The 25105-nt window shown below is 69.1% G+C and carries 24 protein-coding genes and 8 pseudogenes; 15 read left to right on the top strand and 17 right to left on the bottom strand.

Annotated elements, in window-relative coordinates; genetic code table 11:
• Positions 1–29: 29 nt before the first annotated feature.
• From OG764_RS00155 to OG764_RS00140, 4 genes and pseudogenes are all read right to left on the bottom strand, one after another.
• Positions 30–928 (bottom strand): annotated as a pseudogene (locus OG764_RS00155) (GNAT family N-acetyltransferase).
• A gap of 215 nt (positions 929–1143) precedes the next feature.
• Positions 1144–1662 (bottom strand): annotated as a pseudogene (locus OG764_RS00150) (MmyB family transcriptional regulator); the annotation flags it as partial.
• Positions 1663–1664: 2 nt separating this feature from the next.
• Positions 1665–2108: pseudogene (locus tag OG764_RS00145) on the bottom strand (terpene synthase family protein); the annotation flags it as partial.
• Positions 2109–2641: 533 nt separating this feature from the next.
• Positions 2642–4000 carry an outer membrane protein assembly factor BamB family protein gene (locus tag OG764_RS00140; RefSeq protein WP_328966294.1) on the bottom strand — a complete coding sequence of 453 codons (1359 nt, stop codon included), beginning with the start codon at positions 3998–4000 and terminating at the stop codon, positions 2642–2644.
• Between the two features lie 392 nt (positions 4001–4392).
• On the opposite strand from OG764_RS00140, the pseudogene OG764_RS41610 reads away from it, so the two are divergent.
• Positions 4393–4512, top strand: a pseudogene (locus OG764_RS41610) (DUF4132 domain-containing protein); the annotation flags it as partial.
• 179 nt (positions 4513–4691) lie between these two features.
• The gene (locus OG764_RS00135) at positions 4692–5033 is read left to right on the top strand and encodes a DUF5713 family protein (RefSeq protein ID WP_328966293.1); all 342 of its coding nucleotides are present in this window, start codon (positions 4692–4694) and stop codon (positions 5031–5033) included.
• A gap of 44 nt (positions 5034–5077) precedes the next feature.
• Here OG764_RS00135 and OG764_RS00130 read toward each other — a convergent pair whose 3' ends face one another.
• Together OG764_RS00130 and OG764_RS00125 are read right to left on the bottom strand one after the other, a co-directional pair.
• Positions 5078–5608, bottom strand: a complete 531-nt coding sequence (locus OG764_RS00130) for a hypothetical protein (protein ID WP_328966292.1) — start codon at positions 5606–5608, stop codon at positions 5078–5080.
• 37 nt (positions 5609–5645) lie between these two features.
• The gene (locus OG764_RS00125; RefSeq protein ID WP_328966291.1) at positions 5646–6059 is read right to left on the bottom strand and encodes a hypothetical protein; all 414 of its coding nucleotides are present in this window, start codon (positions 6057–6059) and stop codon (positions 5646–5648) included.
• Positions 6060–6359: 300 nt separating this feature from the next.
• Here OG764_RS00125 and OG764_RS00120 point away from each other — a divergent pair, with 300 nt between their 5' ends.
• Positions 6360–6599: a hypothetical protein gene (locus tag OG764_RS00120; protein WP_328966290.1), complete on the top strand. Its 240-nt coding sequence runs from the start codon at positions 6360–6362 to the stop codon at positions 6597–6599.
• Positions 6600–7160: 561 nt separating this feature from the next.
• On the opposite strand, the gene OG764_RS00115 is transcribed toward OG764_RS00120, so the two are convergent.
• Together OG764_RS00115 and OG764_RS00110 are read right to left on the bottom strand one after the other, a co-directional pair.
• The gene (locus OG764_RS00115; protein ID WP_328966289.1) at positions 7161–7985 is read right to left on the bottom strand and encodes an IS5 family transposase; all 825 of its coding nucleotides are present in this window, start codon (positions 7983–7985) and stop codon (positions 7161–7163) included.
• A gap of 413 nt (positions 7986–8398) precedes the next feature.
• The gene (locus OG764_RS00110; RefSeq protein ID WP_328966288.1) at positions 8399–8947 is read right to left on the bottom strand and encodes a hypothetical protein; all 549 of its coding nucleotides are present in this window, start codon (positions 8945–8947) and stop codon (positions 8399–8401) included.
• A gap of 1031 nt (positions 8948–9978) precedes the next feature.
• Between OG764_RS00110 and OG764_RS00105 the strand changes: the two genes are divergently transcribed.
• The 4 genes and pseudogenes from OG764_RS00105 (at position 9979) to OG764_RS00090 (ending at position 12056) form a co-directional block, all read left to right on the top strand.
• Positions 9979–10671, top strand: a complete 693-nt coding sequence (locus OG764_RS00105; RefSeq protein WP_328966287.1) for a hypothetical protein — start codon at positions 9979–9981, stop codon at positions 10669–10671.
• 658 nt (positions 10672–11329) lie between these two features.
• On the top strand, positions 11330–11593 hold the full coding sequence (locus OG764_RS00100; RefSeq protein WP_328966286.1) for a hypothetical protein: 264 nt from the start codon (positions 11330–11332) through the stop codon (positions 11591–11593).
• A 16-nt stretch (positions 11594–11609) separates the two neighbouring features.
• Positions 11610–11789 (top strand): annotated as a pseudogene (locus tag OG764_RS00095) (hypothetical protein); the annotation flags it as partial.
• Positions 11790–11834: 45 nt separating this feature from the next.
• Positions 11835–12056 carry a chitin binding peritrophin-A domain-containing protein gene (locus OG764_RS00090; RefSeq protein WP_328966285.1) on the top strand — a complete coding sequence of 74 codons (222 nt, stop codon included), beginning with the start codon at positions 11835–11837 and terminating at the stop codon, positions 12054–12056.
• A gap of 310 nt (positions 12057–12366) precedes the next feature.
• Here OG764_RS00090 and OG764_RS00085 read toward each other — a convergent pair whose 3' ends face one another.
• Entirely contained in the window at positions 12367–13047 is a 681-nt protein-coding gene (locus tag OG764_RS00085) for a carbohydrate-binding module family 20 domain-containing protein (RefSeq protein ID WP_328966284.1), read from the bottom strand.
• Positions 13048–14130: 1083 nt separating this feature from the next.
• Here OG764_RS00085 and OG764_RS00080 point away from each other — a divergent pair.
• Complete coding sequence (locus OG764_RS00080) at positions 14131–14649, top strand: hypothetical protein (protein ID WP_328966283.1); 519 nt, start codon at positions 14131–14133, stop codon at positions 14647–14649.
• Positions 14646–15050, top strand: coding sequence for an alpha/beta hydrolase (locus OG764_RS00075; protein ID WP_328966282.1), 405 nt, complete (start codon positions 14646–14648; stop codon positions 15048–15050). The genes OG764_RS00080 and OG764_RS00075 overlap by 4 nt, the downstream gene beginning before the upstream one ends.
• Positions 15051–15178: 128 nt before the next feature.
• On the opposite strand, the pseudogene OG764_RS00070 reads toward OG764_RS00075, so the two are convergent.
• Positions 15179–15403: pseudogene (locus OG764_RS00070) on the bottom strand (barstar family protein); the annotation flags it as partial.
• A gap of 65 nt (positions 15404–15468) precedes the next feature.
• Here OG764_RS00070 and OG764_RS00065 point away from each other — a divergent pair.
• From OG764_RS00065 to OG764_RS00055, 3 genes are read left to right on the top strand one after another with little or no spacing between them, the layout of a single operon-like run.
• Positions 15469–16023 (top strand): hypothetical protein, encoded by a 555-nt coding sequence (locus OG764_RS00065; RefSeq protein WP_328966281.1) that lies wholly within the window; start codon positions 15469–15471, stop codon positions 16021–16023.
• Complete coding sequence (locus tag OG764_RS00060) at positions 16013–16246, top strand: DUF6302 family protein (RefSeq protein ID WP_328966280.1); 234 nt, start codon at positions 16013–16015, stop codon at positions 16244–16246. Before OG764_RS00065 ends, OG764_RS00060 begins: the two co-directional genes overlap by 11 nt.
• Positions 16243–16380 (top strand): hypothetical protein, encoded by a 138-nt coding sequence (locus OG764_RS00055; protein WP_328966279.1) that lies wholly within the window; start codon positions 16243–16245, stop codon positions 16378–16380. Before OG764_RS00060 ends, OG764_RS00055 begins: the two co-directional genes overlap by 4 nt.
• Positions 16381–16753: 373 nt before the next feature.
• On the opposite strand, the gene OG764_RS00050 is transcribed toward OG764_RS00055, so the two are convergent.
• Complete coding sequence (locus tag OG764_RS00050) at positions 16754–17974, bottom strand: hypothetical protein (protein WP_328966278.1); 1221 nt, start codon at positions 17972–17974, stop codon at positions 16754–16756.
• Positions 17975–18721: 747 nt separating this feature from the next.
• Here OG764_RS00050 and OG764_RS00045 point away from each other — a divergent pair.
• Together OG764_RS00045 and OG764_RS00040 are read left to right on the top strand one after the other, a co-directional pair.
• A pseudogene (locus OG764_RS00045) lies at positions 18722–19150 on the top strand (BRCT domain-containing protein); the annotation flags it as partial.
• Between the two features lie 51 nt (positions 19151–19201).
• Positions 19202–19388: pseudogene (locus tag OG764_RS00040) on the top strand (hypothetical protein); the annotation flags it as partial.
• A 34-nt stretch (positions 19389–19422) separates the two neighbouring features.
• On the opposite strand, the gene OG764_RS00035 reads toward OG764_RS00040, so the two are convergent.
• The 6 genes from OG764_RS00035 to OG764_RS00010 form a co-directional block, all read right to left on the bottom strand.
• Positions 19423–19887, bottom strand: coding sequence for a hypothetical protein (locus OG764_RS00035; protein ID WP_328966277.1), 465 nt, complete (start codon positions 19885–19887; stop codon positions 19423–19425).
• Positions 19888–20140: 253 nt separating this feature from the next.
• A complete protein-coding gene (locus OG764_RS00030; RefSeq protein WP_328966276.1) occupies positions 20141–20416 on the bottom strand; it encodes an NUDIX domain-containing protein in 276 nt (91 codons plus the stop codon).
• A 1095-nt stretch (positions 20417–21511) separates the two neighbouring features.
• Positions 21512–21721, bottom strand: a complete 210-nt coding sequence (locus tag OG764_RS00025; protein WP_328966275.1) for a hypothetical protein — start codon at positions 21719–21721, stop codon at positions 21512–21514.
• Positions 21722–21869: 148 nt separating this feature from the next.
• Positions 21870–22391, bottom strand: a complete 522-nt coding sequence (locus tag OG764_RS00020; protein ID WP_328966274.1) for a hypothetical protein — start codon at positions 22389–22391, stop codon at positions 21870–21872.
• Positions 22392–22633: 242 nt separating this feature from the next.
• A complete protein-coding gene (locus tag OG764_RS00015; protein ID WP_328966273.1) occupies positions 22634–23017 on the bottom strand; it encodes a hypothetical protein in 384 nt (127 codons plus the stop codon).
• Positions 23018–23381: 364 nt separating this feature from the next.
• Positions 23382–23588, bottom strand: a complete 207-nt coding sequence (locus OG764_RS00010) for a hypothetical protein (RefSeq protein WP_328966272.1) — start codon at positions 23586–23588, stop codon at positions 23382–23384.
• A 422-nt stretch (positions 23589–24010) separates the two neighbouring features.
• Here OG764_RS00010 and OG764_RS00005 point away from each other — a divergent pair, with 422 nt between their 5' ends.
• The gene (locus OG764_RS00005) at positions 24011–24202 is read left to right on the top strand and encodes a hypothetical protein (protein ID WP_328966271.1); all 192 of its coding nucleotides are present in this window, start codon (positions 24011–24013) and stop codon (positions 24200–24202) included.
• Positions 24203–25105 lie beyond the last annotated feature (903 nt).

Here is a 25105-nt window from a genome sequence, read left to right as displayed (position 1 = left end):
AGGACCCCGGGACCCCGGAGCCCGGGCCCCTATGAAGTCCGGCCCGTCGGGTGGAAGTTGATGCGTTCCCTGACGACGGGGAAGCCGGCCCGGGCGAGTTCGCGGCCATGGGGAAGTTGCCCTGGTCCGTGGCTCCGCTGATGGACTGCGCGCCCTGCCCGACGAGGAAGTGGGTGCATTCCGCGAGGAGGTCGTAGGCGTAGCCGCGGCCGCGCTGGTCGGGGAGGGCCCCGATGAAGCCGATGGTCGGGCCGGAGGGGTTGTGGGCCGGGATGTGGATGCCGGCCAGGTCGCCCTCCGGGGTGTGCGCGGTCTGCCACCACTCCCGCGGGGAGGGGCACCAGTGGAAGAAGTCGAGTTCCTCCTGGGCGGCCTGGTCGAGGCCGCCCTCCTCGATGGCCCTGAGCGCGTGGGCGTCGAGGGTGGCGGAGTGGATCCGGCGCAGCGCGTCGAAGAACACGCCGTCGTCGGGTTCGGCGCTGAAGCGCAGGCGTCCGGGCCGCTCGGGCAGACCGCGTTCCGGGGTCCAGCGGTACAGGAAGCGCTCCACGAGGGGTTCGTACCCTGCGGCCCGCGCGGCGGCGAAGCGCGCCTCGGCGCCGGCCCGCAGGCCGGTGCCCTCCCGCCAGCCACCGGGCAGGTTGATCTCCAGTTCGACTTGCCAGGGGGCGGAGCGCAGGAGTTCGGCCCCGGCCTGCTCCTCGCCCTCGGCCACGTCGAACCAGTTGATGTTGACGGGCTCCGAGTCGTCGGGGCCGCCCCACCACGCGCCGCGTGCGACGACCTCGCCGTCGCGAAGGGCGACGCGCTTCCAGTCGGGGCGGAACCGGGTGTTCCGGTGGCCCTCGCGGGCGCCCAGGGGGTCGGGGAGCGCGTCGAAGAGATGGGCGTCGCTTGCGGAGAGCGTGCGGATGACCGTGTCGGTCATGGATTCCTCCGGGAAAGGGCTGCTTGGAGCGCTCCCGGTCAGATCAGGACTGACGAACCACGCCGGGACAGCAGAAGAGGGAGCGCTGGAACGGTGTGAACTGCACGGCACTCGCCTCCTTCCGTCCGTCTCAGGGCGTGGAACCACGCCGTACGTGATCTTCCTCGGGTCCGTCCACGGATTTTCCGCGCCCCTCGAATGCCGTGGCGGGCCCGTTACCCGGGGACCTGCGCGTTCGCCGTGGGCTGCCCGCCGTCGCCGGCCGGCTCCGCCTCCGCCTCTGCTTCCGCCTCCGTACCCGCATCCGTACCCGCGCCCTGGTTCACGTCCAGCCCTGCGAGGAGGCGGAGTCCGTCCTCGGCGGGGCTGCCGGGGGCAGCGGACAGCACCAGCAGCTCCATGCCCGATTCGTCCGGCAGCGCAAAGTTCTCCTGGTGCAGTTCCAGCAGTCCGACCAGCGGGTGCCGGTACGCCTTGCGGCCGTGGGTGCGGGCGCGTACGTCCGCGCGGGCCCACAGGCGGCGGAAGCGCTCGCTGCCCATGGCCAGTTCGCCGATCAGCGAGGCCAGGCGGGGGTCGTCGGGGTACTTGCCGGCGGCCAGCCGCAGGTGCCCGACCACGTCGAGGGTGCACTGCTCCCAGCCCTCGTACAGGCCGCTCTCGGCCTCTTCGAGGAAGTGACGAGGACGAGGTTGTCCATGTCGCCGCGGGCTTCCTCCTTCTCCAGCGAGTACACGTCGTTGCACATGAAGGTGACGTCGGTGGCGGCCTGGCGCATGATGCGCAACTGCGGGCTGTGGAAGGCCGCTGCGGGGACGGTGATGCCGGCCGCCCGCTCGCCCAGGGACAGCGGCAGGTCGGTGCCCGCTATGCACCGCCGCACCTGTAGGTAGGTCTCCATGTCGCCGGGAGTGCCCCGGAGCCGGCCGATCGCCTCGTGCGCCTGGGTGGCGAAGTAGTACTCCCACTCGTGCGCGGTACGGGCCGCCCAGCCCGGGTGCGCACCGTCGAGGCTGCGCGCCCAAAGGTCGGCGAACGCCACCGAGCACGCATCCGCCCCGGCGGGCGGGGCGGCGCCGTGCACGATGTCGATGAGCCGTCGGCACATGGTCGCGGCGCGGGCGGGGTCCTGCCCGAGGGGGCCGTCGAACTGATCGTCGAAGACGAAGAAGAAGGCCATCGCGTCCGCGCACAAGTCCAGCGCCGGGCCGTGCGCGTAGGGGAAGCCGTGGGCGGCCAGGAGCGGCATGTCCCACGACGCGTACCACTCCAGCGCGCGGCCCTCACCGACGAGCCCGATACGCGCCACCCAGGCGAGATTGCGCCGTCGTGCGTCCTCCAGGTCCGCGCTGACGGCGCTCGGGAAGGGGAGGTGGAAGTCGATGTCCTGCGGCACGTGTCCTCCGTGGAGCGAACTGGTCGCAGCCGTGCTGGAGTACCGGCCGGCTTCCGATGCGCAGCCCACGGTCTCCCGGTTCCGGTGGCGTGACGAAGCGGCTTGTCGGCCAGATACTGGCCGGACTTCACCGGCATCGCGCGCTCGCGGTTGACGGACGCGGAATGCCACCCGCGACGCCCGCGACGTCCGTGACCCCCGCGGCGGACCGGCCCCGGTCCTCCTCACGCACGCGAGGCCGGCCGCTTGCCCGAGGCCGGGGACCACCGGCCCCCAGCCCCCGGCCCCCGCCCCCCGAACCGGGGTCGGGGCGCCCGTCAGACGGGCTGGGTGGCGAAGGCGAAGAGGCCCTCGGTGCTGCGGACGACGGCGTACCCGTTCGTCGTGAACTGCGGCATCTCCTCGATTCCGGAGGTCAGCAGCTTCTTGTCGCGGGCGTCGAGCGCGGCTCCGGTGCCGTCCAGGTACGCGTAGAGGACGTTGTTGCCCGGGAGGGCGCTCGGCATGATGGTCACCTCGTCCGCGGCCTGGCGCCACAGCTCCTTGCCGGTCTCCGTGTTCCAGGCGACCGCGCCCTTGCCGTACTGCACCACGGCGGTCTTGCCGTCCGGGGAGATGGCGAGGCCGTCGTCGTCGATGGCGCCGTTGGTGTCGATGCCCGGCCCCTCGGCGAGCCGGCGGCCGCTCTTGACGTCGATCAGCGTCATGACCGCTTCGGATTCACCGTACGAGGACCATTCGAGGAGGGCCTTGTCGCCCTGGTACGGCATCAGCCGCGCACTGGTCGCCTTGTCCGGGGTGACCAGCTTGGCGATGGCGGCCGGCGGCGCGAGGTCCTTGGTGTTCCATGCCTTCGTGCCCGTGCGGATGTCCACGGCGGTCAGCCACCAGGCGGAGGGCTGGTAGGAGATGTCCTTCTGCGAGGCGTAGCCGAGACCGGCGCCGACCGCGCCCTTGAGGTCGACGTCCGAGACCTCGGTGGCCAGGGTCTCACCGTCACCGATCGGAACGAACCTGGCGTCGAAGCCGCTGGTGTCCACGAGGTAGCCGTGCCGGACCGGGGTCGACATGTGGGTGTCCCCGTCGAAGGAGGAGCTCCCCAGCTTCTCGCCGGACGGCGCGTACATGGTCAGCACGGTCCGGGTCGAGGCCTTCTTCAGGCCGCTGGCCGGGGTGTCTTCGCGGTTGCGGATCAGCAGGGCCGGCGAACCGTCCCGCCACTCGCCCACCTGCGCGAGGGCCGCCTCCGGGGAGGACGCGGAACCGTGCCTCTCCCCGGGGAGGGGGAAGTCGAACTTCTTGCGCAGCTCGCCGCTCTTGGCGTCGAGGAGCCGGGCGGTGAAGATGGTCGTGCCCGACTGGCCGTCGCGGTAGCCGGTGACGATGACGGCGTCCCCGACCGTGCACTCGTTGCCCTGCGACGTGTATTCCTCGGAGGCCTTGCCCACGCAGTTCCGCGCCTCGTCGGCCGGCAGGCTCCAGGCCGGCCGCGCGGCCAGCCCGGGCACCGGCTTGCCCTGGTAGGCGGGGCCCTTGGGCGCCGCGGGCGCGGACTCCGCTGCCTTCCCGGTCCCGCCGCCGGCCTTGGCGTCGGCGTCCGCGCCTCCGGAGCACCCGGTCACGAGGCCCGCGGAGAGCACCAGGCCGAGCGCCACCGTCGTTCGTATGCGATTCAACTTACTTGCCTGTCTTCCCTCTTGAATGATCACGCCCAGCGGGCCACCCTACTTTGATCAAGAACCACTCCTGCACGACGCGCCCGCGCGCCCGCATGCCGACCGCGCGTCCGCATGCCGCCCGCGGGCGCGGTGGCCGGTTCCGGCGGGATGCGGCGCGGGGGCGTGCTCAGGCCACCAGGACGGCAGGCCAGGGCCTGCTCAGCGCGTACTCAGCGCGTGCTCAGAGCGTGTTCAGTGCGGGCCCGAGGCGCCCGGGCAGGGTGGCCGGGAAGCAATGTCCGACCCTGCCCCTAGAGTCACACCCAACGTGATCGCGGCGGCGCTGCGACCGGGGGTTTGCCGTGCGGTGCCATGCCCCGGACCAGGCCGTCTGACCGAGGAGACAGCACATGGGGTGGGTTCCGTCCGGCGACTACGAAGTCGCCCTCGACGACGGGAAAGTGGTCTGCCGCAACGCGGCGGGTCGCCGGCTGAAGACGGTTCCGGCGAAACTCGCGGACGATCCGGCTACACGGAGGCGACCGAGACCTCGCTGTGCACAGCCGCGTGGCAACCGCCCCGGTGACCCTCGGATCGCGGGACGCCGGGTCGGCCGGACCACGAGCGATCCGGCACGAGTAAACGGCGTAGCTGTCGGTGGTGTCGTGCAGGATGCGCGCGTCGGTTCTCCGTAGGCCGGAAGGGCACCATGCCGATCACAAACGAGCAGCTGGCAGGGCACGCGTTTCTGCGGTCCATGTACGAGGACCCGTACTTCCCCGACCACGTCGTCGACCGGGGCCGGGCGATCCTGCTGCGGCTGTGCGAGCGGATCGAGGCCGCGCAGCCGCCGGACCTGCAAGCCCTCTACGCGCTCACCCAGGTCGCGACGGGGGAGTTCAACCTGCTGGAAGCGGAGTTCGAGGCGGCAGGGAGCGAGATCGAGACGGTTGCGCGCGAGTCGATCGCTGAGGAGTTCCGGCTTGTGGCGACGGCATACGGGTTCACGGACGCGGACACGGAGGAGCTGATCGCCGGCAGGGACTGGTGAGCAAAGGCCAGGAGGACGCCCGGCGGCCGCCTGCCCTTCATCCGTCATCGCTGCCAGCGCGGGGCTTCATCGTCGGGAGTGTCCGGGCTGGCGAAGTGGAACGGTACGGAGAGGTGGTCGGCCAGAGCACGCCCCGCCCGCCCGGCAGCGACCGCTACGGGGTGGCGCGTGTCGCCGTCCTCGTTCTCGCCGAGGTAGCGCTCGGCCGCCAGGTCGTCGCGGCCCGCGGTGCGGGCGGAGGCGGCGAGCCCAGCCCCGGGGCGCGAGGAGATCTGCCAGGTCTGCGTGTGCAGGGCGGAGTCGTTGCCGGGTTCGTACTCGACGACCCGCAGGGCGCCGCGTCCGAGCGAGAGGCCGGTCTTCACGAACTCCTCCGCGCTCGGAGGAACCGGCAGGAGCATCGCCGCGGACGGCGGCGTAGTCGCCGACGGGGCGGTGAACCGCTGGACGCCCCACGCGGTGGCGCTCGTACCGCCGACGGCCAGTGGGCGGCCCCCGGGTGCGGGGAACAGGCCGAGGTGCGACCCGGCCAGCACGGTCCGGGGGGCTCCGCCGGCCAGCGGCAGGGCCAGCACGGCGGGTTGCGGCCACTGCTCCTGGATCAGGACCCAGTCACCGGCGAGCGCGGCCTTCTCGGCCGTCCCGCTGTTGTCCCGGAGGTCGATTACCTTCGCCGCGGACGGGCGGGGTGCCGTCCGCGTTCCAGAAGGTCACGGATTCCGGGGTCCACGAGGTGTCGCTCGGCAGTGCCACGCTGTCGGCACCACCGCCGTACCAGTTCGTCGGGCAGGCCCGGTCGCGGATCCCGCACCGGCCCGTGAGTACGGCGGGAGTGCCCTGCGGGGTGGTCACGGTGGTCGTGGTGCCGTCGGCGTACCGGGTCCAGAGCGCGCGGGTGCTGCCCGGCGGCCGGTGCAGGAACCCCGTGGGCCCGGTGATGAGGATCTGCTCCTCGCCGGGATCCGGATGCGCCACCGGGCTGTCGAGGACCAGCTCGGTGACCGGACCGGCGGCCTGTCCGGACACGGCGTACGCCGGAGACGGGACAGTGGCCAGAGCGGCCAGCGGCACCAGCGTGGACAGGCCGCGCCGGAACAGCGCAGTGGTGCGCGCGATTCCCCCAGAACAAGGCGCGGGGGCGGGACGGTACGGCCCGTCACCCGGCCTCCCCGTGCAAAAGGGGGGTGATCATACCCGCGCTCCCGCCGGGCCTGCCGGGCAGCCGAGGATCTCGGGCCGGCGGCACCCTCCGACGCTTCCTCCCCGGCCCTGGGCGAATGACGTCGGCGGCTGACGTGGACGGGGGCCGTGGGGCATCATGCGCTCATGACGAGCAGGGGCGAAGCCGGCGGGGGCCGTCTGATCGACGACCGGTACTTCCTCACGGAAAGACTCGGGTCCGGGGCGATGGGCACCGTCTGGGCGGGGTTCGACCGACGGGTCGGGCGCGAGGTCGCGGTGAAGGAGGCCTTCGTCCGCACCGACCTGGACGACGCGACCCACCGCGCGCGCGTCGAGCGGGTCCTGCGCGAGGCGAAAGCGGCGGCGCGCGCCGCCCACGGGTGATCCCCGCGCATGCGGGGGTGTTCCCGTCACGTGACGGCGCTTGGGCAGCGTCACGTGGTGGTCCCCGCGCATGCGGGGGTGTTCCCAGGACCCGGACCTTCGGGAAATGAGCCTGCTCGTGGTCCCCGCGCATGCGGGGGTGTTCCCGTGGTCGACGCTGAACACGCGGAGAACCACGTGTGGTCCCCGCGCATGCGGGGGTGTTCCGTCAGCAAGCGCACCGCCTGTGAGTACACGCTCGTCCTCCCCGCCGACGCGGGGGTGCTCCGACGTTCAGCAGCATCCCGTCGAGCTCGGCTGCGTCCTCCCCGCCGGTGTGGGGGTGTTCCCGACTGGGGGCGTCCGCTACAGCGCTGTCCAGGGCTGGGGTTCGCCGGGCCTTATCAGTGCTGTCCGGACCGGTGTCGAGGGACCAGTGTCCTTGCCGCATAGCAACGCGGACGTGCTCGGATCCGCAGCGGAAGAGGCATCTGCTGGAGCGGCAGGCTCCTATGCGACGTGGCCTGACCGCCCGACCCTTTAAGTGAGCGTTTGATTCTCGGTTGTCTGTTTTATTTGGGGTCAGGTGTCGCGCCAGTTGGGGGTGTTTTGGTGGGTGAGGCGTCGGGTCATGAGGTTGATGGCGGCGATTTGGATCATGGCTGCTGATCGGTGTGGGTGGGTTTCGTAGTCGCGGGCCAGGCGGCGGTGGTGCATGAGCCAGCCGAGGGTTCTTTCGACGACCCAGCGGCGGGGTTGGACTGTGAAGCCGTGGGCGTGGGGGTCGCGTTGGACGATCTCGAGGTCGATGCCGCGGGTGGCGGCGTGTTCGATGGCTTTGTTCTTGTAGCCGTTGTCGGCCCAGGCTTTGGTGATGGTGGGGTGGCGGGCTGCGAGATGGTCGATGAGGTGGGTGCAGGCGGCGGAGTCGTGGACGCTGGCGGCGGTGACGAGGACGGCCAGGAGGAGGCCGAGGGTGTCGGTGGCGATGTGCCGTTTGCGGCCGATGATCTTTTTCGCGGGGTCGATGCCCTGGTCGGCGAGGTGGACGTTGGCTGAGGTCTTGATGCTTTGGGAGTCGAGCAGGCAGGCGGTGGGCTCTGGTTCGCGGCCTTCGGCCTGGCGGGGCAGGGTGCGCAGGAGGCCGTTGAGGTGGTCGAAGATGCCGTCGTTTTGCCAGTGGGCGAAGTAGCCGTAGACGCTTTGCCAGGGTGGGAAGTCGTGCGGTAGGTAGCGCCAGGGGATGCCGGTGCGGTCGACGTAGAGGATGGCGTTCATGAGTGCCCGCAGGTCGTGGTGGGGCCGGCGGATTCCGGCGCGGGCCTGGCGCCAGGTTTCGAGGGTGGGGCGGATCAGTTCCCACCGCGCGTCGGACAGGTCGCTGGGGTAGGGCCGGGGTGGTCGCATGATGTGGGGATACCGGCGCTTGCAGCTGTCGGGGAGGGCGTGTGCGGTGGCATCGGGAGCGTTGGCAGGCGTCCTGGATACGTCGCGAAGTAGGTCATGTGCAATTGAGACGGGATGTTCCGGTGACAACCGGATCACTTCGCCTGCCGACCGCTCTTCAGGAAAGCCATATTCCAGTACAGACGGCACGGCAATTCTGCGGCACCGGCAGTTCAAAACTGCGTCAGACCAGTGCGAACATAACCAAAACGCTCACTTAGCGCTGTACTTGGCCCCTTAGCGTTGTAGTTGGCCTCAATGCGGGAAATCCTGTGCGGGCCGACCGGGATCTGCTCCTGGTGGTGGCATCGAGGCAGCAGTTGAACCAGGAGGGCCGGGACCTCAGCAAGGCGGGCCTGGTGTCGTCTGGCCGGCTACTGCATCAGCTCGATGTGGGGGTGCTCCGGTGATGCCGGGCAGATGTACAGCTGCTGGTCGTAGCTGCGGCCTATCTGGACTGCCGTGGGGCGCCTGGGGTCGAAGCCGATGGCAGCTTCAGTAGCTGGATCCCCGTACGGGAACCAGCTTCGCGCGTCGTCGCCCCCTTCTTCGGATGAGGCGATGGTCAGCAGGGCATCCATTTCGCTGCCGCAGGTGGGGCAGGGGCGCGGCCCAGGGTCGGTGGGACCCCAGGAGGGCCAGCCGCCGACCTTCCAGCCAGGTGCGGCGGACAGCACACAGTCGTAGTACGTCTCCGGCTCCATGTCCTCGTCGGCTGCCTGAGACACCCTCCAGTTCCCGATCTGCTCCTGGAGGTCCTCACTCAGCTCCATGTGGTCGGGGTACTCGGTGACCTGCTCCGGGCTGAGCGGGCACGGCTCGGGCAGGTAGTCGTCGAACTGCATCGCCGGCGGTTCGGGGGGCGTGGTGAGGATGTCGGTGACGGTGGCTGCCGACCGCCAGAACAGCACGGTCCTGGGCATGATCGGATGGTCGAAGGGACACCACAGAACCTGCAGCAGGTCAGTTCCCTCAGGCGCGTCCAGATCGGGCACGTCCCGCGCGTACAGCTGCGCGACCGGCAGCATCGCTATGGAACCGTCATACGGCCGGGCTGCCACGAATTTCAGCGGGCCCTGCCGAGGGGGGCGGATCCGCTCAAGGATCTCTCGTTCCTGCGGGGTGAGGCTCCTGCCGCGGCAGGCGACACTGATTTGTCGCTGCAGCCGCACATCCGCCGGGGACAGCGCCGGGTTGATTCCATCCACTTCATGAGGGCCGTCGCAGTGGGGCCACGGCTCGTCGGCGGGCCACAGCAGTGGCCCGCCGATCGAGCTGTCCTGGGGCGTCGGCGCCCCGGGGCGGGGGTGCAGCCGGGTCGCCGTGCGGGCCAGCGGGGCCAGCTGAGGAAAGACCGCGGTCACGTCAATCGGCCGCGGCGGAGTGATGGGAGTGACGTTCATATCGGTGATCTTGTCAACTGCCTCTGACAGCGGAGCTCCCCAGGGCAACTCTCTCCTCAGGCGGCACGTAGCGACGTTGGCCTGCATGTATGGAGGTGCGGAATCTTGAGCGCTGTACTCGATCGTTGAGCGTCCAGTTGGCCCACTGAGCGATGTGGGCGGCCCCGAGGACCGGGCAGGCCAGACGGGCTGCGCCCGTTGAGAGGCCCGAGCAGGGGGCCAGGGGGCATCACGCCCATATCAGCCCTCTGCGGCATTTCCGCAGGTCAGCGGCGTCCTGGTCTAGTTGGGCCGCCCGAGGGTGCCGGGTGGGCTAGCCTCCGCTGTCGGTAGCTGGTGACAAGATCGCCGGTATGAGTTTCGTACGCACTACTCCGCCCCGGCCTGTCGAGGTGGCAGCGGTCTTCCCTGAGCTGGCTCCGATGGCACGTCCTGCGATACGGCTGCATCCGCGTCCGGGGTCGCCTTCGGTCAGGGACAGCTCGGTCGGCGGGCCGTTGCTATGGCCGGCAGGAGAGCCGTGGCCGCACTGCGAAGACGCGCACCTGCACGTGGACACCGGATCCCGCCGGTCACCGACCGAAGTGCGGCTCGAGAGACTCTTGCAGTACCGGTGGCGCCCTGACCTCGAGTCCACGCTCACGCCCGAGGAGGAGGCGCTCAAGGAGCGCAATGCCGTGTGGCTCGCCAAACGGCGCGACGCCGGTCCTCCCGAGCCTGCCGAATGCCCGGTCCCGATGTTGCCCGTGGCTCAGCTGTTCCTGCGTGACATACCCCTGTTGCGGCCGCCCGGCCAGGCCGATCTGCTTCAGATTCTCTGGTGCCCGCATGAGCACGATCCGGATTACAAGCCGGCGACCGCACTGTTCTGGCGGTCCGCCGCGGACGTCGGCGACGTCCTCGTCGCGCCACCGGAACCGTACGAGGCGGACTATCCGGGTTACGTGCCGGAGCCGTGCCTGCTGGCACCAGAAGCGATCACCGAGTACCCCAACAGCCTGGACCTGAGCCCGGAGCTGCAGCTGATGCTGGAGGACTGGAACAGGTGGCAGACAGGCGGCGCCGACCTGGCCAGCTCCTACGCGGCGTATCCGCGCGACTTCTATTCCATCCATCTGGGCAACGCACCCGGCTGGAAGGTCGGCGGCTGGCCCCCGTGGGGCCGCACGGACCCGTACCCCCGGTACTGCGCTGTGTGTGAGGTGCAGATGGTCCCGCTGCTGACGATCGCTTCCTGGGAGTGAGACGGCGACGAAGGCTGGGTGCCGGAGGAAGACCAGGCCAACGCTGCTGGATCTCACTACGCGGGCCAGAACCCGTCGCAGCCGACGGGGGTAGAAGTAGGCAGCACGGACAACATGCAGATCTACGTCTGCCCGACCTCCCCCGAGCATCCGCATACCGACTTGATCCAATGAGCTGTCCCAGCTGGGACGCAGGTGAGGCGATCGATATCGCCAACCGGGAGGAACGCATCATGTGTGCGCGTTTCCGCAGGTGAGAGGCATCCAAGATTTAGCGCGCTAGTTGTCCATCCGGGCCAACTAGCGCGCTAAGTCACAGCGGCTGTAACTGAGCGGTGTACCTGGCCCCTGAGCGTTCTAGTTGGCCCAGGCGAGCGCTGGGGATGGCCCCGCAGGGCGGCGGGTAAGAGGGACTCCCGGCCGAGGCGGGGCCGGAGCTGGTCATTAGGCTCCAGCGACATGACCAGTGATCTCGGATTCACCTGCTCGTGCCGCGCATCCTGAACGCTGGCTGTCCCGAGGGCCCGGCTGCGGAGGGCCGGCGGTTCCCAGCCGGGAGCTGCCGGGTCTCCATGGCCTACGGATTCATGATCGGCCCCGAAGGCGCGTTCGGGATCGATGCCCACCGCTGGACACCCCTGCACGCCAGCACAGTCGGTTGGTCGAATCGCTGGCCCTGGCCGCCCACGCGAGACGCTGGGCCAAGACCATCACGAAGATCACCGGCAAAGCCGTCGACTCTTTGGACCTCGCCGACTACGAGCCGGTACCTGAAGTGCAGGGCCTTAGCGACACCTGGTGGCCGGGCAGGGACTCGCTGATCGCCGTCTACCGCGGCGAAGCCATCGGTCTCGACGCCCCTCGATGTCTCGAAGCCCACGTCTACAGCGGCCTCGACGAGTGGGGCCTCCACGGCGGCTGACCGTTCGCGGGCGTCGCTGGATCTGAGCATCCTGCTGGCCCGACGGGCCAACTGTCGCGCTCAGTCACACGTCGGTGTGTCGGGGGCAGTCTTCCTCCTCCCGGTCCAGATCAGCCTGCTCGGCGTGCCCAGTCCGGCCGTCACTCCGACGAACCTGCTGCTCAACGTGGTTGCCGGGCCCGGTGCCCTGTGGCGCTAACGCCGTGACGGTGCCCTGCGCAGCGGCCTGGCCCGGAGCCTGGTGCTGTGGACGCTGTTCCGCTGCTCGCAGGGCGTGGTGTACCTGAAGGAGTGTCCGAGCATCCTCCACTTCAACCCGGTCCTGAAGGTCTGTGACTGGCCTGAGAACGCCAAGATCCCGGCCGCTGGCCAGGAGCGGGCTCTGACCCCAGCTGATGAGACCGGAGCGCGCTGGTTGGCCACCCTGGCCAACCAGCGGCCCGAGTCGGCTCCACGGCTTTGAGCGCCACGCACTGAGACTCCAGAGCCAGCAAGGGTGACAGTTTCGGGTGTGGACCGTGCGTCACGCCGCAAGGCCCGGCGGGCCCCGCTCCGAGGATGACCACGTCGGCCGCGTCTTCGTGGGCGGCCGTCCGGGGCTCCTGGGCCTTCTGACTTCCTGTCATGAAGGTGGATCATAAGCACTGAGAATTCGGTGGATTAACGAAAATCACCCGAATGAACCACGAGTTGGTGGGGTTATTGAGGTTACAGAGGCTGTTGGGGCTTCTGTGGCTACGTTTGTCATTCATTGCGACAATCCGCTGTGCGGGTCAGCAGATCCGTACGGCCACCACGTGGTCGGAGGTCGGTCCGGAGCCCGGGAACGTGGCCGTCGTGCCGGGCTGCACCGGCCGGCAGTCGCTGAGTTCGCCGCTGCGGTGCTGGACCTGAAGCGGTAGGGGAGTGCCGCAGTCGTTGCGTACGGACGCGTAGCGCCAGGTCGTGCCGACGGAGGCGCAGGCCGGTGCGGTGCCCGAGGCCGGGGTGTCGGGTGCGGTGCGGAAGGTGTCGTGCACGGTGAGCGGGGCGCTGCCGGGTGCGGTACCGGGCGCGGTGTTCAGCAGCCGGTCCGGCCCCTGCTCCCAGACGACCTGCCCGTCGGGCCGCTTGATCAGGTACTTGAACAGAACCGGCGAGGACGGCGCCGCGGTGGTGGTGGCGCTCCAGCTCGGATAGCCGGCCGCGGACAGGGGTACCGCCGCGGCCGGGTCCCACGAACCGAGCTCGGGAGTGCTGCCGGTGACGTACACGCGCTCGCCCCACGTGGTCGTGGCGCGGACCTCGAAGGTGACGGCCGCCTGCTCCTCCGGTCCGGTCCCGGCCCGCGCGTCCGTCGCCGAGGAGAGGATGCAGGCCGCGGCGAGGAGGGGGAGGGCGGCGCGTGCGGCGAAGGCGGTGGAGGCGGTGAAGGCGGTGGGGTGGGTGCGGTGTACGTGCTGCTGCCGGGTCATGCGGGGCTCCCTGGGGTCGCGTCCGGGGCCGGCCCGTGGGCTCGCGGAAGGCCGGCAACATCTTGCGCAAGATTCTGCAAGAAATTGCAGGAGTGTGGGGTCGAGGGGCGTTTCCAGCCGCCGATGCAGGCGAGGATGGCCGGATCGTCACGTGGTGACGACGGAAGTCGACGCCACTTGCCTGCCCCACCGGGGCGATCCGTCCGGCGCGCCGGTGCGTCCATTCGCACGTACGCTGGTGCGGATGTGATCAGGGGAGGTCGGACGCCGTGCGTCGGAAGGCTCCCGCATGAGGATCAAGAGCAGGACCCTGCTGGGCTGTGCCGCCGTCTCCCTCCTCGCCGGCCTCACCGCAGGTGCACCGGCGTCCGCCGCACCACCCGGCGGCACTCCCGTCCGCGCCGCGGCCCCGAGTCCGACCCTGGCCCCGGTCCGCGTCCCGGTCCCCGTGCCGGCCTGGGGGGAATGCCCGGCGGCGGCCCCGGGCGGCGCTTCCACCGCCGCGTTCGACTGCGCCACGGCCGAGGTGCCCGTCGACTACGACGCCGTCGGCGCCGGTACCTTCCGGCTGGCCCTGATCCGCCACCCGGCCGAAGGACCCGGCCGCAAGACCGGCACCCTGTTCTGGAACCCGGGCGGCCCCGGCGACGCGGGCACCCAGTACCTCCCCGCGGCGATCGGCGGATTCCCCGACGAGGTGCGGGCACGCTTCGACATCGTCAGCTGGGACCCGCGGGGGATGGGCGGGCGCACCACACCCGTCGTGCAGTGCTTCGACTCGCCCGCGGCGGAGGAACGCTTCCTCGCCGGCGCCCCGGGCGGCACACCGCCGCTCACCGACGCGGAGACCACCGCCTTCGTCGCGTTCCAGCAGCGCCTCAACGAGCAGTGCGTTCAGCACGCAGGGCCGCTCGTCACCCATGTGTCGACGGCGGACAACGCCCGTGACCTCGACCTGCTCCGGCAGGCGGTGGGCGACGAGCGGCTGACCTTCTACGGCACGTTCCTCGGCGCCACCTACCTCAACCTGTTCCCCGGCCGGGTCCGCGCGGCCGTGCTCGACGGCGCGGTCTTCCCGAAGGCGTGGCCGCAGGAGACCTCACCACCTTCGTGCGGGCCGGCTCCGACACCGGCATGGCCGCCACGTTCGAGGAGTTCTTGGAGCAGTGCGGCGCGGCCGGTCCCGAGGCCTGCCCGTTCGCCGCGGACTCGGTCGGCGCCACACTGGACAAGTGGGACGAACTCGTCGTGCGCACCAAGGCCGCGCCGGTCGTCCTCGACGGCGAGCCGACCGACGACCGGGCCCTCCAGATCACCGCCCAAAGCTCCCTGTACACGGTCAGGCCGCTCCCCGGCTTCGGCCGCTTCCCCGGCTGGGCCGCAGTGGCGCGGACGCTCGAACAGGCCTGGCGCGCCACGGAGACCGCCCCGCCCGCCGGTACGGGGACCTCCGCGGCCCCGACCCCGTCGACAGCGACGCCCTCGCCCGCGACCGCGTCGGCCGCTACCCTTTCGCCCCGACAGACGCGACCACCTTCGCCGAGTCAGCCGCCTCCGCCGACGGCGCGTACACCACGAGCGTCGGGCGGCAGCGGGCCGTGATCTGCGGGGAGAGCCCCAATCCCGTCACCACGGCCGCGTACGCCGCCCAGGCCCGGACCTCGTACGCCCGCGCCGGCTACACCGCCTGGCCGTGGGGAGCGGTGTGCAGCGGCTGGACCGAGAAGGCGGCGCACACCTACAACGGGCCGTGGAACAAGCAGAAGGGCACCCCGGTCCTCGTGGTGGGCAACACCTTCGACCCGGCCACCGCGTACACCAGCTCCCGCAGGGCCGCGGCCGAACTCGGCGGCAGGCTCCTCACGGTGAACGGCTACGGCCACACCGAGCTGCTCAACCCCAGCACCTGCGCCCGGCGGCACATCGCCGCGTACCTCGTCTCCGGCACCCTGCCGCCTGACGGAACCACCTGCGCACAGGACGGCACACCCTTCGGCGACTGACCAAAGCCCTACCAGGGGACGTGGCGCAGGAGTCGATCCGCGGGTAGGAGGATCGTGCCGGTCGCCGGTCGCCGGTCGCCGGTCGCCGGTCACAGCGACCGGCCGCCGAGTCGGGTGCGGGCCCCGGCTCACGCCAGGGTGACGCGCATGCCGTCCGTGGCGAGGGCGTCGACCGCGCCGAACACGTCGTACGGCTCGCCCTCCGGTGTCAGGCCCCGGGACAGGTGCTCGTGCGCGGTCCGGGCGTCGCGCCAGAGCAGGGTCGCGGGGGCGGTGTATCCGAAAGTGCCGCGCAGGCAGTCGCCGAGGGCCGCCAGGCAGCCGCCGAAGTAGCCGCCCGGCCCGTTCCCTGCACGCCTTCTACGGCTACCGCACCGCCGCCGCCGGGCATCTCGCCGCTGAGGGCAGGTGATCCGGCGTGACGGATGCATCCACCACCGCGGCGGGCGCCGCCGGGCAGGCCGCACGACAGGACGTGCTCGCCGCGGTCCGTACGTACGTGCAGGGCTGCCGGCCCGGTGCCCGCGTTGTCAACAAGCCGACCGGCCTCCTCGGCGCAGGAACCCTCCTCGCGGACCGTGTTGGGCTGCCGGCCGGGGACGTCCAGACGGCACTGGCCATGCTGGCCGCGCACGGGAGCCTGCGCGTCACGCCACGCGGCTACGTGATCGTGGCCAGGGAGGCAGGGCGGCCGCAGGTCAACGCGCTGCGGGACGCCGTGCGCGAGCGGATCCGTACCGGTCACTACCGCACGGGCGAGGCGCTGCCGACCGGCCTCCTCGGCCTCGACTTCGCGCTCCAGCCCCACCACGTCCGCACCACCTGCACCGCCCTGGCCAAGGAACACCTGCTGCGTGACGACCCGGACGGCCCGCACGGGCCCGGCTACTACGTAGCCGGAACGGCCAGTCCTTCTCCTCCCACCGCACGTTCCTCAACGCCCCATGAAATGGAGCTCTGCCGTGCTTGTTGATCTGACCACTGCCCCGACCGTGATGCGGGAGCGGCTGAAGGATCCGTCCCTGGTAGACGACGCAGTGAAGGCAGCCGGGCGCCTCGCCGTCCCGCTCGGCGGAGACCGGCAGACCGGCGCGCTGTTCCTGTCCTCGCTGGGGGAGGCGTACGAGGTGCTGGGCGTCCTGGAAGGCCGCAGAGATTCCCTCACACGCGCATCTGGAGACCGGCCACCGTCATGACGCGCTTCGTGGTCATCTGGGGGGAGCTCGCCCCGCTCGACACCAACCCCCTCGTCTGTGCAAGGCTGTTCGGCTACACGGAAGCCGCTGCCGAGCTGTTCGCCGCCGAATACGAGGCACCCGCCCCCGTGTGACCGAGCCTTCGAAAGGGTACGGGTGCAGACCCTCATGGGTCCCGTTGAGGACCCGCCCGCGCCTCGACGCGGTTGGCTTGCACTTGTGCAGCCGGCGGCCTGGGTTTCTCCATGAGACCGCACCGTGTTGGCGAAACGGTGGCCCCCGGGGCGGCGGAAGCCGGTGCTCGGCCCTGGCCCGCAGCCGACGCGCGGATGTTCGGCATCGCGGATTGGCTACTGAAGGACGGCGTTACTGGTAATCCTCCTTCACGCAGAAAGTGCCTTCCTCTGGCAACGACAGGACCCTTAGGCAAGGCACATCGTCCCAGCTCAGGAAGGCACTCTTGCGTTTCTACCCAACCCTTAGCTGCCCCAGACCGAAACGGCAGGGTTAGTAGCCGAGGTCGTAGAACTGGCTCCAGCCGAATGTCCCGTTCGGGTCCTGCCATGCGTGGAATGGGTATCCGCGAGGACCTGGCATTTCGGTGAAGATTTCCAGACGTCCGTCGGCGTTGTTCGCGACGACTGGCGCGTTCGCACTTGAGCCGCCAATCTTGGTCCAGCCGGACCAATCGCTGTTCGGGGCGTTCTGGTAGGTATGCCAGACATATCGCCTTGATCCCCCAGGGCCGCCGTACTCGATTGGGCCGGCGGCGAATGCTTCCAATCGGCCATCGCTGTTGCGTCCGACGCCGATCGCGCTGCCGAGCGCATTGTCGCCAGTGAGGCGACTCCAATTGGACCAAGAGCCGTTCGGGGCAGTCTGGTAGATATGCCATCCGGCATCGTTTTTGTCGACGGCGAAGAGTTCCAGGCGGCCGTCTGCGTTACTTGCCACTTCTACCAGTTTTTGTTCGTTGCCTTGAATGCCGGGCATGCCATACCAGCCGGTGGTCCAAGGTCCGTTGGGGCTGTCCTGCGCAATGCGGTAGATCCCGTTGTCCATACCGAGACCGAACACCTCTAGGCGTCCGTCTTCGTTGCGTCCCACGGCCACGGATGGCTGCGATCTCTCGAGGTTGAAGAGCCGTCCGTTGTGGTCGATGGGCTGCCATCCGCTCCACCAGACTCCGTTCGGGCTGCCCTGCCAGGAATGGTAGAGCTTGCTGTCCGTGCCGATGGCGAAAAGTTCGAGGCGGCCGTCCGCGTTACTGGCGACTCGTGGTGAACCCTTGAACGTGCCCTGCAGGTCGTACCAATCACTCCAGGTGCCGTTCCCGGTTTGGAAGCGACGCTTGATGCTGCCGTCTAGCTTGACAGCGAAAATCTCCAGTAAGCCATCGACGTCGGTTCCGACGGCGATCGACCGCTCGTAGTGGAAGCCTCCGCCGTCAAAGGGCAGCCAACAGCTCCAAGCGCCGTTCGGGGAAGTCTGCCAGACGTGCCAGATCCGATCGTCGAGTTCGTTTTGGGCGAACGCTTCCAGTCGCCCGTCCCGGTTACGTCCAACTGTGGGCTGTGATGTTGAGATTGATGGGCAATCCGCGGCCACTTGAACAGTCGCCGCCTCCGGGATCTGGGCGGAGGTGGTCCGACCCGTTGTGCTGGAGGTCGTGGCCGTGGCTGCACCGTTACCAGTGAGCACAAGTCCAGCAACAATGGCCGCTGTCACTGCAAATCTTCGGATCATCTTTCCCTTTTCGTGGTTTCCAGGGGTTGGTCATCGGGAGAAGGGAATAGTGCGCAACCATTACCTGACGCCCTGATCGAATTACAGAAGCGCTCCCACACCACATGGGGCCTGGTTCCTCTTTCCGGATGGAACTGGTGGCATGGGTAGCACTCGGCGCGAGCCCTATTGCCGCCCGCCATCCCAGTGAATACCGCCTTCTTCCGACTGAGTTTTCTATCTGTGCTGGCTCGTTGCGAGATCCGTGATTTCTCCACGGTTTCCGTGAATGGCGGCGTTCGGCGCGAAGGGTCCTGCATTGCTATGCAATCAGAGGTGCAGCAGAAAGATCAAGGGATGTCCAACAACATTGCCTGCGGCCTGCTCTGGTGGCATATGGGTCACTATAGAACTGTCTGTAAGTCAATTCGGAAGTGTTAATTCCGTGCGGCTTGACCTGAAATGTGTAGGCATTAATGGAGAAGGAGGTCGGATGTCGCGTAGTGCGGTATTCGGCCAATTCCTGTGCGCCCACACCTAGCTGCCCGAGACCCATCCTCTGCAGCCCAGTTTCGCATCGGAACGAATGATTAGTTTTCGCTGATGGGGGGATGTCATTCTGTCGAGGTAGGGATGAGAGGCTTATCAGCCTTGAGGGTGCTGGATGGTCCGTAGCGTCGATTTTGGGCCTGCCGGAAGCAAGATCGTTGGGTGCACGATGTCCGCCGGATCGCCGCGCACTTCAGGTCGATGGCCGCGATCCGGGTCGCCGGCGCGGACACGCTGGCCGGGGTCGACGGCATCGGCACGGAGAAGGCCCACGTCATTGCGGCCGAACTCGTCGAACTCGCCCCGCTCCTCGACAGACTCGAGGCCCAGCAGGTCGGCACGCAGGTCACCGAGCCGGAGAAGCCCGCGACCGATGCGACCGATGCGACCGACGGCGAGGACTCGGCGGGCGGCCCGCTGGCCGGACAGGCCGTCGTGGTGACCGGCTCCATGACCGGCCCCCTCGCGGTGTTGTCCCGGAACGAGATGAACGAGCTGATCGAGCGGGCGGGCGGAAAGGCATCGTCGTCGGTGTCGAAGCGCACCACCCTCGTGGTGGCGGGCGAGAAGGCCGGCTCCAAACGCACCAAGGCCGAGGAACTGGGCATCCGCATCCTCGACCCCGAGGAATTCGCCGACCTCGTCGCCGACCTCCTGACCACCACCAACGGCGGTGAGCTGGGCACTGGCTGGGATCTGAATGAGTGGCGGCACTCCGGCCTGACCCACCTGGGTCAGGCCGGGGCGGGCCTGCCTGCTCATGCTGATGGCGCAGTCCCGGCACAAGAAGGCGGAGAGCGTGCGGAAGTACTTCCACCCTTCCCCGGAGGCGATCGCCGAAGTCACCAGCTTGCTCGCGCCGGGCTGAGGCGGAAGACCGGTACGGGGAATGCCGTACGACGTCATCTGTGACGGCCGTGCAGGTCAATGGTTACGCGTGGCCGTCCGCCGGACAAATGCCCGTTCGGACGCGGCAGGATGAGGCGGCCATCTCGACGCAGTGCCGGGTCTGCTGGGCGGCCGTCACGATGGGGAACGGCCATGCCAGCTGCGCGCAGGTTCGCCTCGACCAGCGTGTTCAACCGGGCGATGGACGGTGACTGGTCTTCCCCGTGGTGGTTGACTCCGTACCGGGAGGCCGCGTCGGGCTGGTTCTGAAACCCGGTCGGCATCGCCAGCAGCGCACGGTTGGTCAGCAGTTCGTCGGCCAGCGTGGACGCCAGCTCCTCGATCCGCGGCTCGTCGGGATCCCAGGACCTCGCAGCCCAACCGCGCTTGGTCAGCTCGACGGACTCGGGATCGTCAGAATGTTCAAGCCGGGTCAGGAAGCTGTCGAAGATCTCCGGGACCAGCGCCCGGGCCAGCACCAGAGCCTCCCGTTGACCGGCCACGTAGTCGGGACTGAAGCTGAGTTCGGCGAGGAAGGCTCTGGGACGGCCTGACCATCGTCGCCGAGACGGACGGCTTCTTCGAACTCAAGAGAAGCCGGGGCCGGAACGTCAAACCCTCGCTCGAGTGAGGAACGCCGGCTCGGTAGACGTCTGCCGAGCCACGGCGTTGCTGCCCCGCGCCGGGGCAGGGCACAGATACCTCCCACGAGCGGGTGCGTGCCCGCCGCCGTCAACCGGCCGCCGGGACGCTCACCGCTCGCGCGATACGGTCCCCGACAAGCCTCTCGGCGTCAGCGAGCGGATACCAGCCGGCACCGGTCACCTCGGACTCCTGGATGCGCCCGATGTCCGCGCGTACCGTCGTGAAGCAGTACCCGAAGTCGAGGTGGTAGTGCTCCGGCTCCGCCTTCTCCGGACGTGCCGGAACCCGGCCGAACTCCACGTAGGCGGGGACCTGCGAGACGAGGGACACCTCGCCCGGATCAAGACCAGTCTCCTCCGCCAACTCACGGACGATCCGGCATCGTGGACCAAGGCGCGCGCGGCGCTGCGTCGGGCCCTGGTGCTGATCCCGCAATCTGGCCCTGACCGGACGGGACCGTGATGGTGTCCCGTTGGAGACGTGCAGTCGGCGGACTTGCGGCCGTTACGTACCCCTGCGCGTCGAGCAGCAGAGAACTCGGGCGGGCAGTAGACATCCCTCGGTTGCCGGCAGGCTGAGGAAGCACTACCACCGGGGCCGACACCGTAACGCCCGGCTGGCCGCTGGCGGTGGCCGGGCATGGACGATCTCTACGACGTACCAGCGATCCACACGACGGCGTACGCCTCCCGCTGCTCACCGTGGCGCGGCCGCTCCTCGCGCTCCTGGCGCTCCTTGACGCCCCCGCGCAGCCGTCCCTGGTGCGGCGTGCGGCGGGGAGTTGCGGACCCGGCTCGGTATGCGTCTGGCCGCGCCCGGCTGACGGGGGGCGGGGTCGCAGCTGCTGCTGGAGACCGGCTGGCTGGATGGGTGAGTGGTGCGCTGCCGGGGCGTGAGGGCGTAGTGCTGCTGGGCGGCCCGTTAGTGTTCCGTGAACGTGCGGGTGAGGGGCAGGGAGTCCAGGTGGCGAGTAGGCGGAGGGTCGATGATCAGATGGCGGCTGCCTACCTGACGCGTATGGCCGTCCTTGAAATCAGGAGCATGGCCAGGCGCCGTAAGGCGCTGGAGTCGTGGCCCGACGATGATTACGTCGCTTGCATCGCCTGGCTTGCCGATCTCGTACACAACATCGCAGGCGGTTCGGAACCTACCCGGCGATGGCTGCCCTGGCGCGGGCATCGGCGCCCGATGTACTGGACGTGGAACGTGGCAGGATCGGCGGGACGGGAATGGATCCTGGCTGCTCTGGAGCGGGAGGTCTGGGATTGGACACCCCCGCCTCTCAAGAGGCCGGCCGACGCCGACTCCTGACCTGGCCGACCGAGGGCCGTATCCGGTGCTTGTGTGGACGTGCTGCTGGCCAGCTGGTGCAGCTGGCAGTGCATCCCTGCTGTTCCTCGAGGCGACACCGCCTGGAACAGCCTGCGCGCCCGCCGCTGCCACCACCTGCGGCCACGCTCACTTCCGCCCGGCGTCCGTGCTCCAGGCGTCGGGTCCGCTGCCGCGCCATTCGATCAGGAGCGCGTCATCGAGGTGGACGTCGTCGGGGTCGAGTCTTGCGCTGCGGAAGAATTCGAGGATGTCGGCGTGGCCGGTCGCGCGTCCAAGGGTGGTGCCGCCGGCGTGGACGCGGCGCCTGCCCTGGCCGTCGGGCGGGTCGACGGTCACCCGCGCGATCGGATCTGCCTCGTCGCCGTGCCGGCCCGGGCATTCGAGTATCCCGAGGGCAGTGTCCGGCGACCCCGATCAGGCCGCGGAGCTCAGCGGCAGTGGGGCCGCTACGGGTAGCGCGGCAATGGGTGGGTTCTCACTGTACTCACGTGATTTGTTTCCAGGTTTGGCAGCCGGAGGTCTGGAAGGCTTTGTCGGTGTCGAGGATGGTGACGGTGGCCGGGCCTTTGCCGGCATGGTTGGCGATGATCTCGCCGACGTCGCCCGTGGTGCCTTTGAGACGGGCCCAGTAGCAGTCCACGGCGGTGCCGCTGGCGGGCCCGGTGCTGCGGTAGGTCCCTGGCCGGACTTCCCGGCCGACCAGGAAGGTGCCGTCGCCTGGGATCTCCTTCGCGGTTGTTTTCGCTATTCCGTTTGCCTCGGGGGTTGTACGGCTCGGTGGCGGGTCCTCGGAGGCTGGCACGGTGGTGGTCGGTTGTGAGCCACTGCCGGCGGTGCTGTCGCTGCCCACGATGCCGAAGAGCACCCCTACCACGAGCCCGCCGAGAGCGGCGAGGGAGTGGGTCAGCCCGGGCCGGCGGAGCTTGCCCGTGGTGCCCGGGTCCGGTTCCGGCTGTCCCCAGTACGGCCCCCGGGGCGGTCCTGACGGGGTGCTGCGGTCGGTCATGGGTACAGGGTGCGACCGGGCGGCTCCAACCGCACCCCGAGGGCTCAGGCCGATCCGGCCCAGGGCCGCTGGCAGTGAGGGTTCGCGCGTGGGTGCAGGTCAGCGCAATATGCCTGGCTCCCTGGTTCGTCCCGGTTCCTCGGACACGCCTGCCGCCTGCCCGACACCCTGGCCGGGCGCGGATACCGCCTTGTGTCATGGCGTCCCTGGGGTGCCGGACCGCGGGTGTGCCCCGCTGGTTGTCAGCGGATTATCTCGGCGAGCGGTAGTGCTCGTTCCGTTTCGCCTTGTGCGCGGAGGAACCGGTCGGCTTCCTGACGTACCTGTTCCCACAGTGCGTGAGTCCTGAGCCCCTGCGCGGTCCAGGTGGTGGAGCCTTCGTCCGCGGTCAGGTGGTTGAGCAGGTCGTCGATGCGTGCGAGTTCGGACAGTGCCTCGGGGGTGAGCCAGCCCTCGTTGCCGAGTTGCCGTGCCATTACGGCGGAGTCGTCGAAGTTCAGGGCGATCTCGTCGACCGGGACGGCGTGCTTCTCCAGCCAGGCCACCTGGTCGGGCGCGGGAGCGGCCAGCAGCGCCACGGCGGCCAGGAGCTGCCGGTACCAGCCTTCCCAGTTTGTGTCGTTCACGGCCCGATCATGTCAGTCGCTGGCTTCGGCTGCACAGAGTGCAGTCCCAGCAAGGCCGCCGAGATATCGCCGGTCAGTGGAACGGACATGGCCTCAGATCCAGAACTGATCCGAGCACCATTTTGAAGCATTCTGGCCCGTACAGCCCGACTTGCAAGGCCTGGTGGGTAGGTCGTTTGGAGGGGACGGGGCCGGGCTGGCAAGCTTGCGAAAGGCCCTTGTTTTCCGGCGCCGGTTAGGCCGTGACCACCCCCGCGCAGACCGGGAGGACTGCCGTTGAGTCTCCAGTGCTGGATGCTTCGGAACCGGCCCCGTCAAGGAGGACCCTAACCGTCACCACTGACACCATCTCGGGTGAGCCCGTTCAGATGGGTTTGTAGTCTTTGGGCTGGGTGCCTGTGATCGGCTTGTTGGAGATCACGATGTATGCCTCGGCGTAGGGGCTCTGCGTCTTGACGAGTTCGAATTGGTCAAGGTCGTATGTAGTGAAGCGTCGAAGGAGGGCTCTGAGCTGGTCCAGCTCATCGTCTGTCAGGCTTTCGCCTGCGGCCTCGCTCTGATCGTTGTCCATGGAGGCACGATATTGGTTCTGACGAGAACGGACCGGAACCAGCGCCCCGGCCGCGTACGACGTCGAGCCCGGCCCGCGACCCGCTGTCGGTGCCCGGGAGCGGGCTGGTCCTGGAAGCGAAGCTGGAAGGACTCCGGGTGGGGGAGCGGAGCGAACCCACCCCGAACGGGGTCACCCCCCTGCGTATAGCGCGAGAGTCCCCCGGGACCCGCTTCGCGGGTCCCGGGGGACAGGGGTGAAGCGAAGCGGAACCCCTGGTCCGAAGCGGAGGAATCGGCCAAGGCCGGCTCGCTCCCCCTCCACGTGCAGAGTTGGCCCGGTTGCGATCAGGCCTGGCGGCCCGTAAACGCTGGTTACTCCATGAGTTCGGCTGGGGAGGTTGACCGGAGTGAACCGTACGCAAGCAAGCCAAAGGGAGGGACATGGTGAACGCTGAGTCTGGAGAGCCCAAGCGGGAGTTTGTTGGCTTTGTTCGGATCGCTGGCCATCCGGACATTCAGCTTCGGCTGATGGCTTCGTCGGCGAGCGAAGCCTGGGCAACCGTCACCGAGCAGTATGGCGAGGGGCACGTGATCTCGGTATGGAGCGAAGAAGATGCCAGACGCCTCAGGTAGCCCCCGTGTGCGGGGCTGGGTCCGGCTGACTGATGAGCAGGGCCGACGTCAAGGCGACCGCAGGAAGGGGTGATGCGGAAGCGGGTCGCCTGGTACCGGGTAAAGGCAGGTGCTTGTTCGGCGGGCTTGGGTCATCATCAGGGGGATGAGTCACGACATTGATGCCGTTGCCGCTGTGACTTCGTTGTGGGAGGTACACCGCCGTGCGCCGTTTCCGCCTGGTCTTGCTGGTGCCGACCGGGCTGGTTTCGACCTTGTCATGGTCGACGCGGACATCGCCGGATGTGTGGACACATGGCTGAGCAATGCTGGCAGGCTGGATGTCCGGCGTTACAGGGTCCTGCATTGGCGAGGGTCTCAACTCAGGGAGATCCTTGCTGTGCTTGGTGATGGTGATAGCCCGGCATACTGGGATCGGCTCTTCCGTATGGCTGAACTCGTAGCGGCGACGGATCCCAGGCCGCGGGATGCCTACCCGCCTGAGCCGTGGACAGAGATGGACACCTGCGGGGAGTGACTGGCCCTGCTGCTGGCCTGGCTCGCGTCAGTGGGCCTTGGTCCTGTAGGCGGAGCCGGAAGGACCGGGGTGGGAGCGAAGCGGACACCCCAACGGGCCAGAGGCCCGGACCCCGTGAAACGGGGTCAGCCCGCGCGGAGCGTGGGCACCTCGGGCCCGGCGAAGCCAGGCCGCTCGGGGTGGAGCGCAGCGCAACCCCGAGCCGTCCACAGCGAAGCGAAGGACACCGGCCCGAAGGGCCGGCCCTGGCTCGGCGAAGCCGAGCCCCGCCGAGCGCAGCGAGGCGGTTTCCCTGCTCGGAGCGAAGCGGAGGAGCAGCGCCGGAGGCGCCCTCGGCCGAGCGCAGCGAGGCCGGTCTCTCCCTGAGCGCGCAGCGCTCAGGAACC

Origin of the sequence: Streptomyces sp. NBC_00239, assembly GCF_036194065.1 — a bacterium.
Classification (GTDB): domain Bacteria; phylum Actinomycetota; class Actinomycetes; order Streptomycetales; family Streptomycetaceae; genus Streptomyces.
This window is presented reverse-complemented; position numbering and strand designations above follow the sequence as displayed.

What these genes read in the sequence shown, in the direction of transcription:
- OG764_RS00135 (WP_328966293.1), top strand. Translation starts at nt 4,692, where the DNA reads ATGCCGATCACAAACGAGCAGCTGGCAGGGCACGCGTTTCTGCGGTCC.
- OG764_RS00120 (WP_328966290.1), top strand. Translation starts at nt 6,360, where the DNA reads ATGACGAGCAGGGGCGAAGCCGGCGGGGGCCGTCTGATCGACGACCGG.
- OG764_RS00115 (WP_328966289.1), bottom strand. Translation starts at nt 7,985, where the DNA reads ATGCGACCACCCCGGCCCTACCCCAGCGACCTGTCCGACGCGCGGTGG.
- OG764_RS00110 (WP_328966288.1), bottom strand. Translation starts at nt 8,947, where the DNA reads ATGCCCAGGACCGTGCTGTTCTGGCGGTCGGCAGCCACCGTCACCGAC.
- OG764_RS00085 (WP_328966284.1), bottom strand. Translation starts at nt 13,047, where the DNA reads ATGACCCGGCAGCAGCACGTACACCGCACCCACCCCACCGCCTTCACC.
- OG764_RS00055 (WP_328966279.1), top strand. Translation starts at nt 16,243, where the DNA reads ATGACGCGCTTCGTGGTCATCTGGGGGGAGCTCGCCCCGCTCGACACC.
- OG764_RS00020 (WP_328966274.1), bottom strand. Translation starts at nt 22,391, where the DNA reads ATGACCGACCGCAGCACCCCGTCAGGACCGCCCCGGGGGCCGTACTGG.
- OG764_RS00010 (WP_328966272.1), bottom strand. Translation starts at nt 23,588, where the DNA reads ATGGACAACGATCAGAGCGAGGCCGCAGGCGAAAGCCTGACAGACGAT.
- OG764_RS00005 (WP_328966271.1), top strand. Translation starts at nt 24,011, where the DNA reads ATGGTGAACGCTGAGTCTGGAGAGCCCAAGCGGGAGTTTGTTGGCTTT.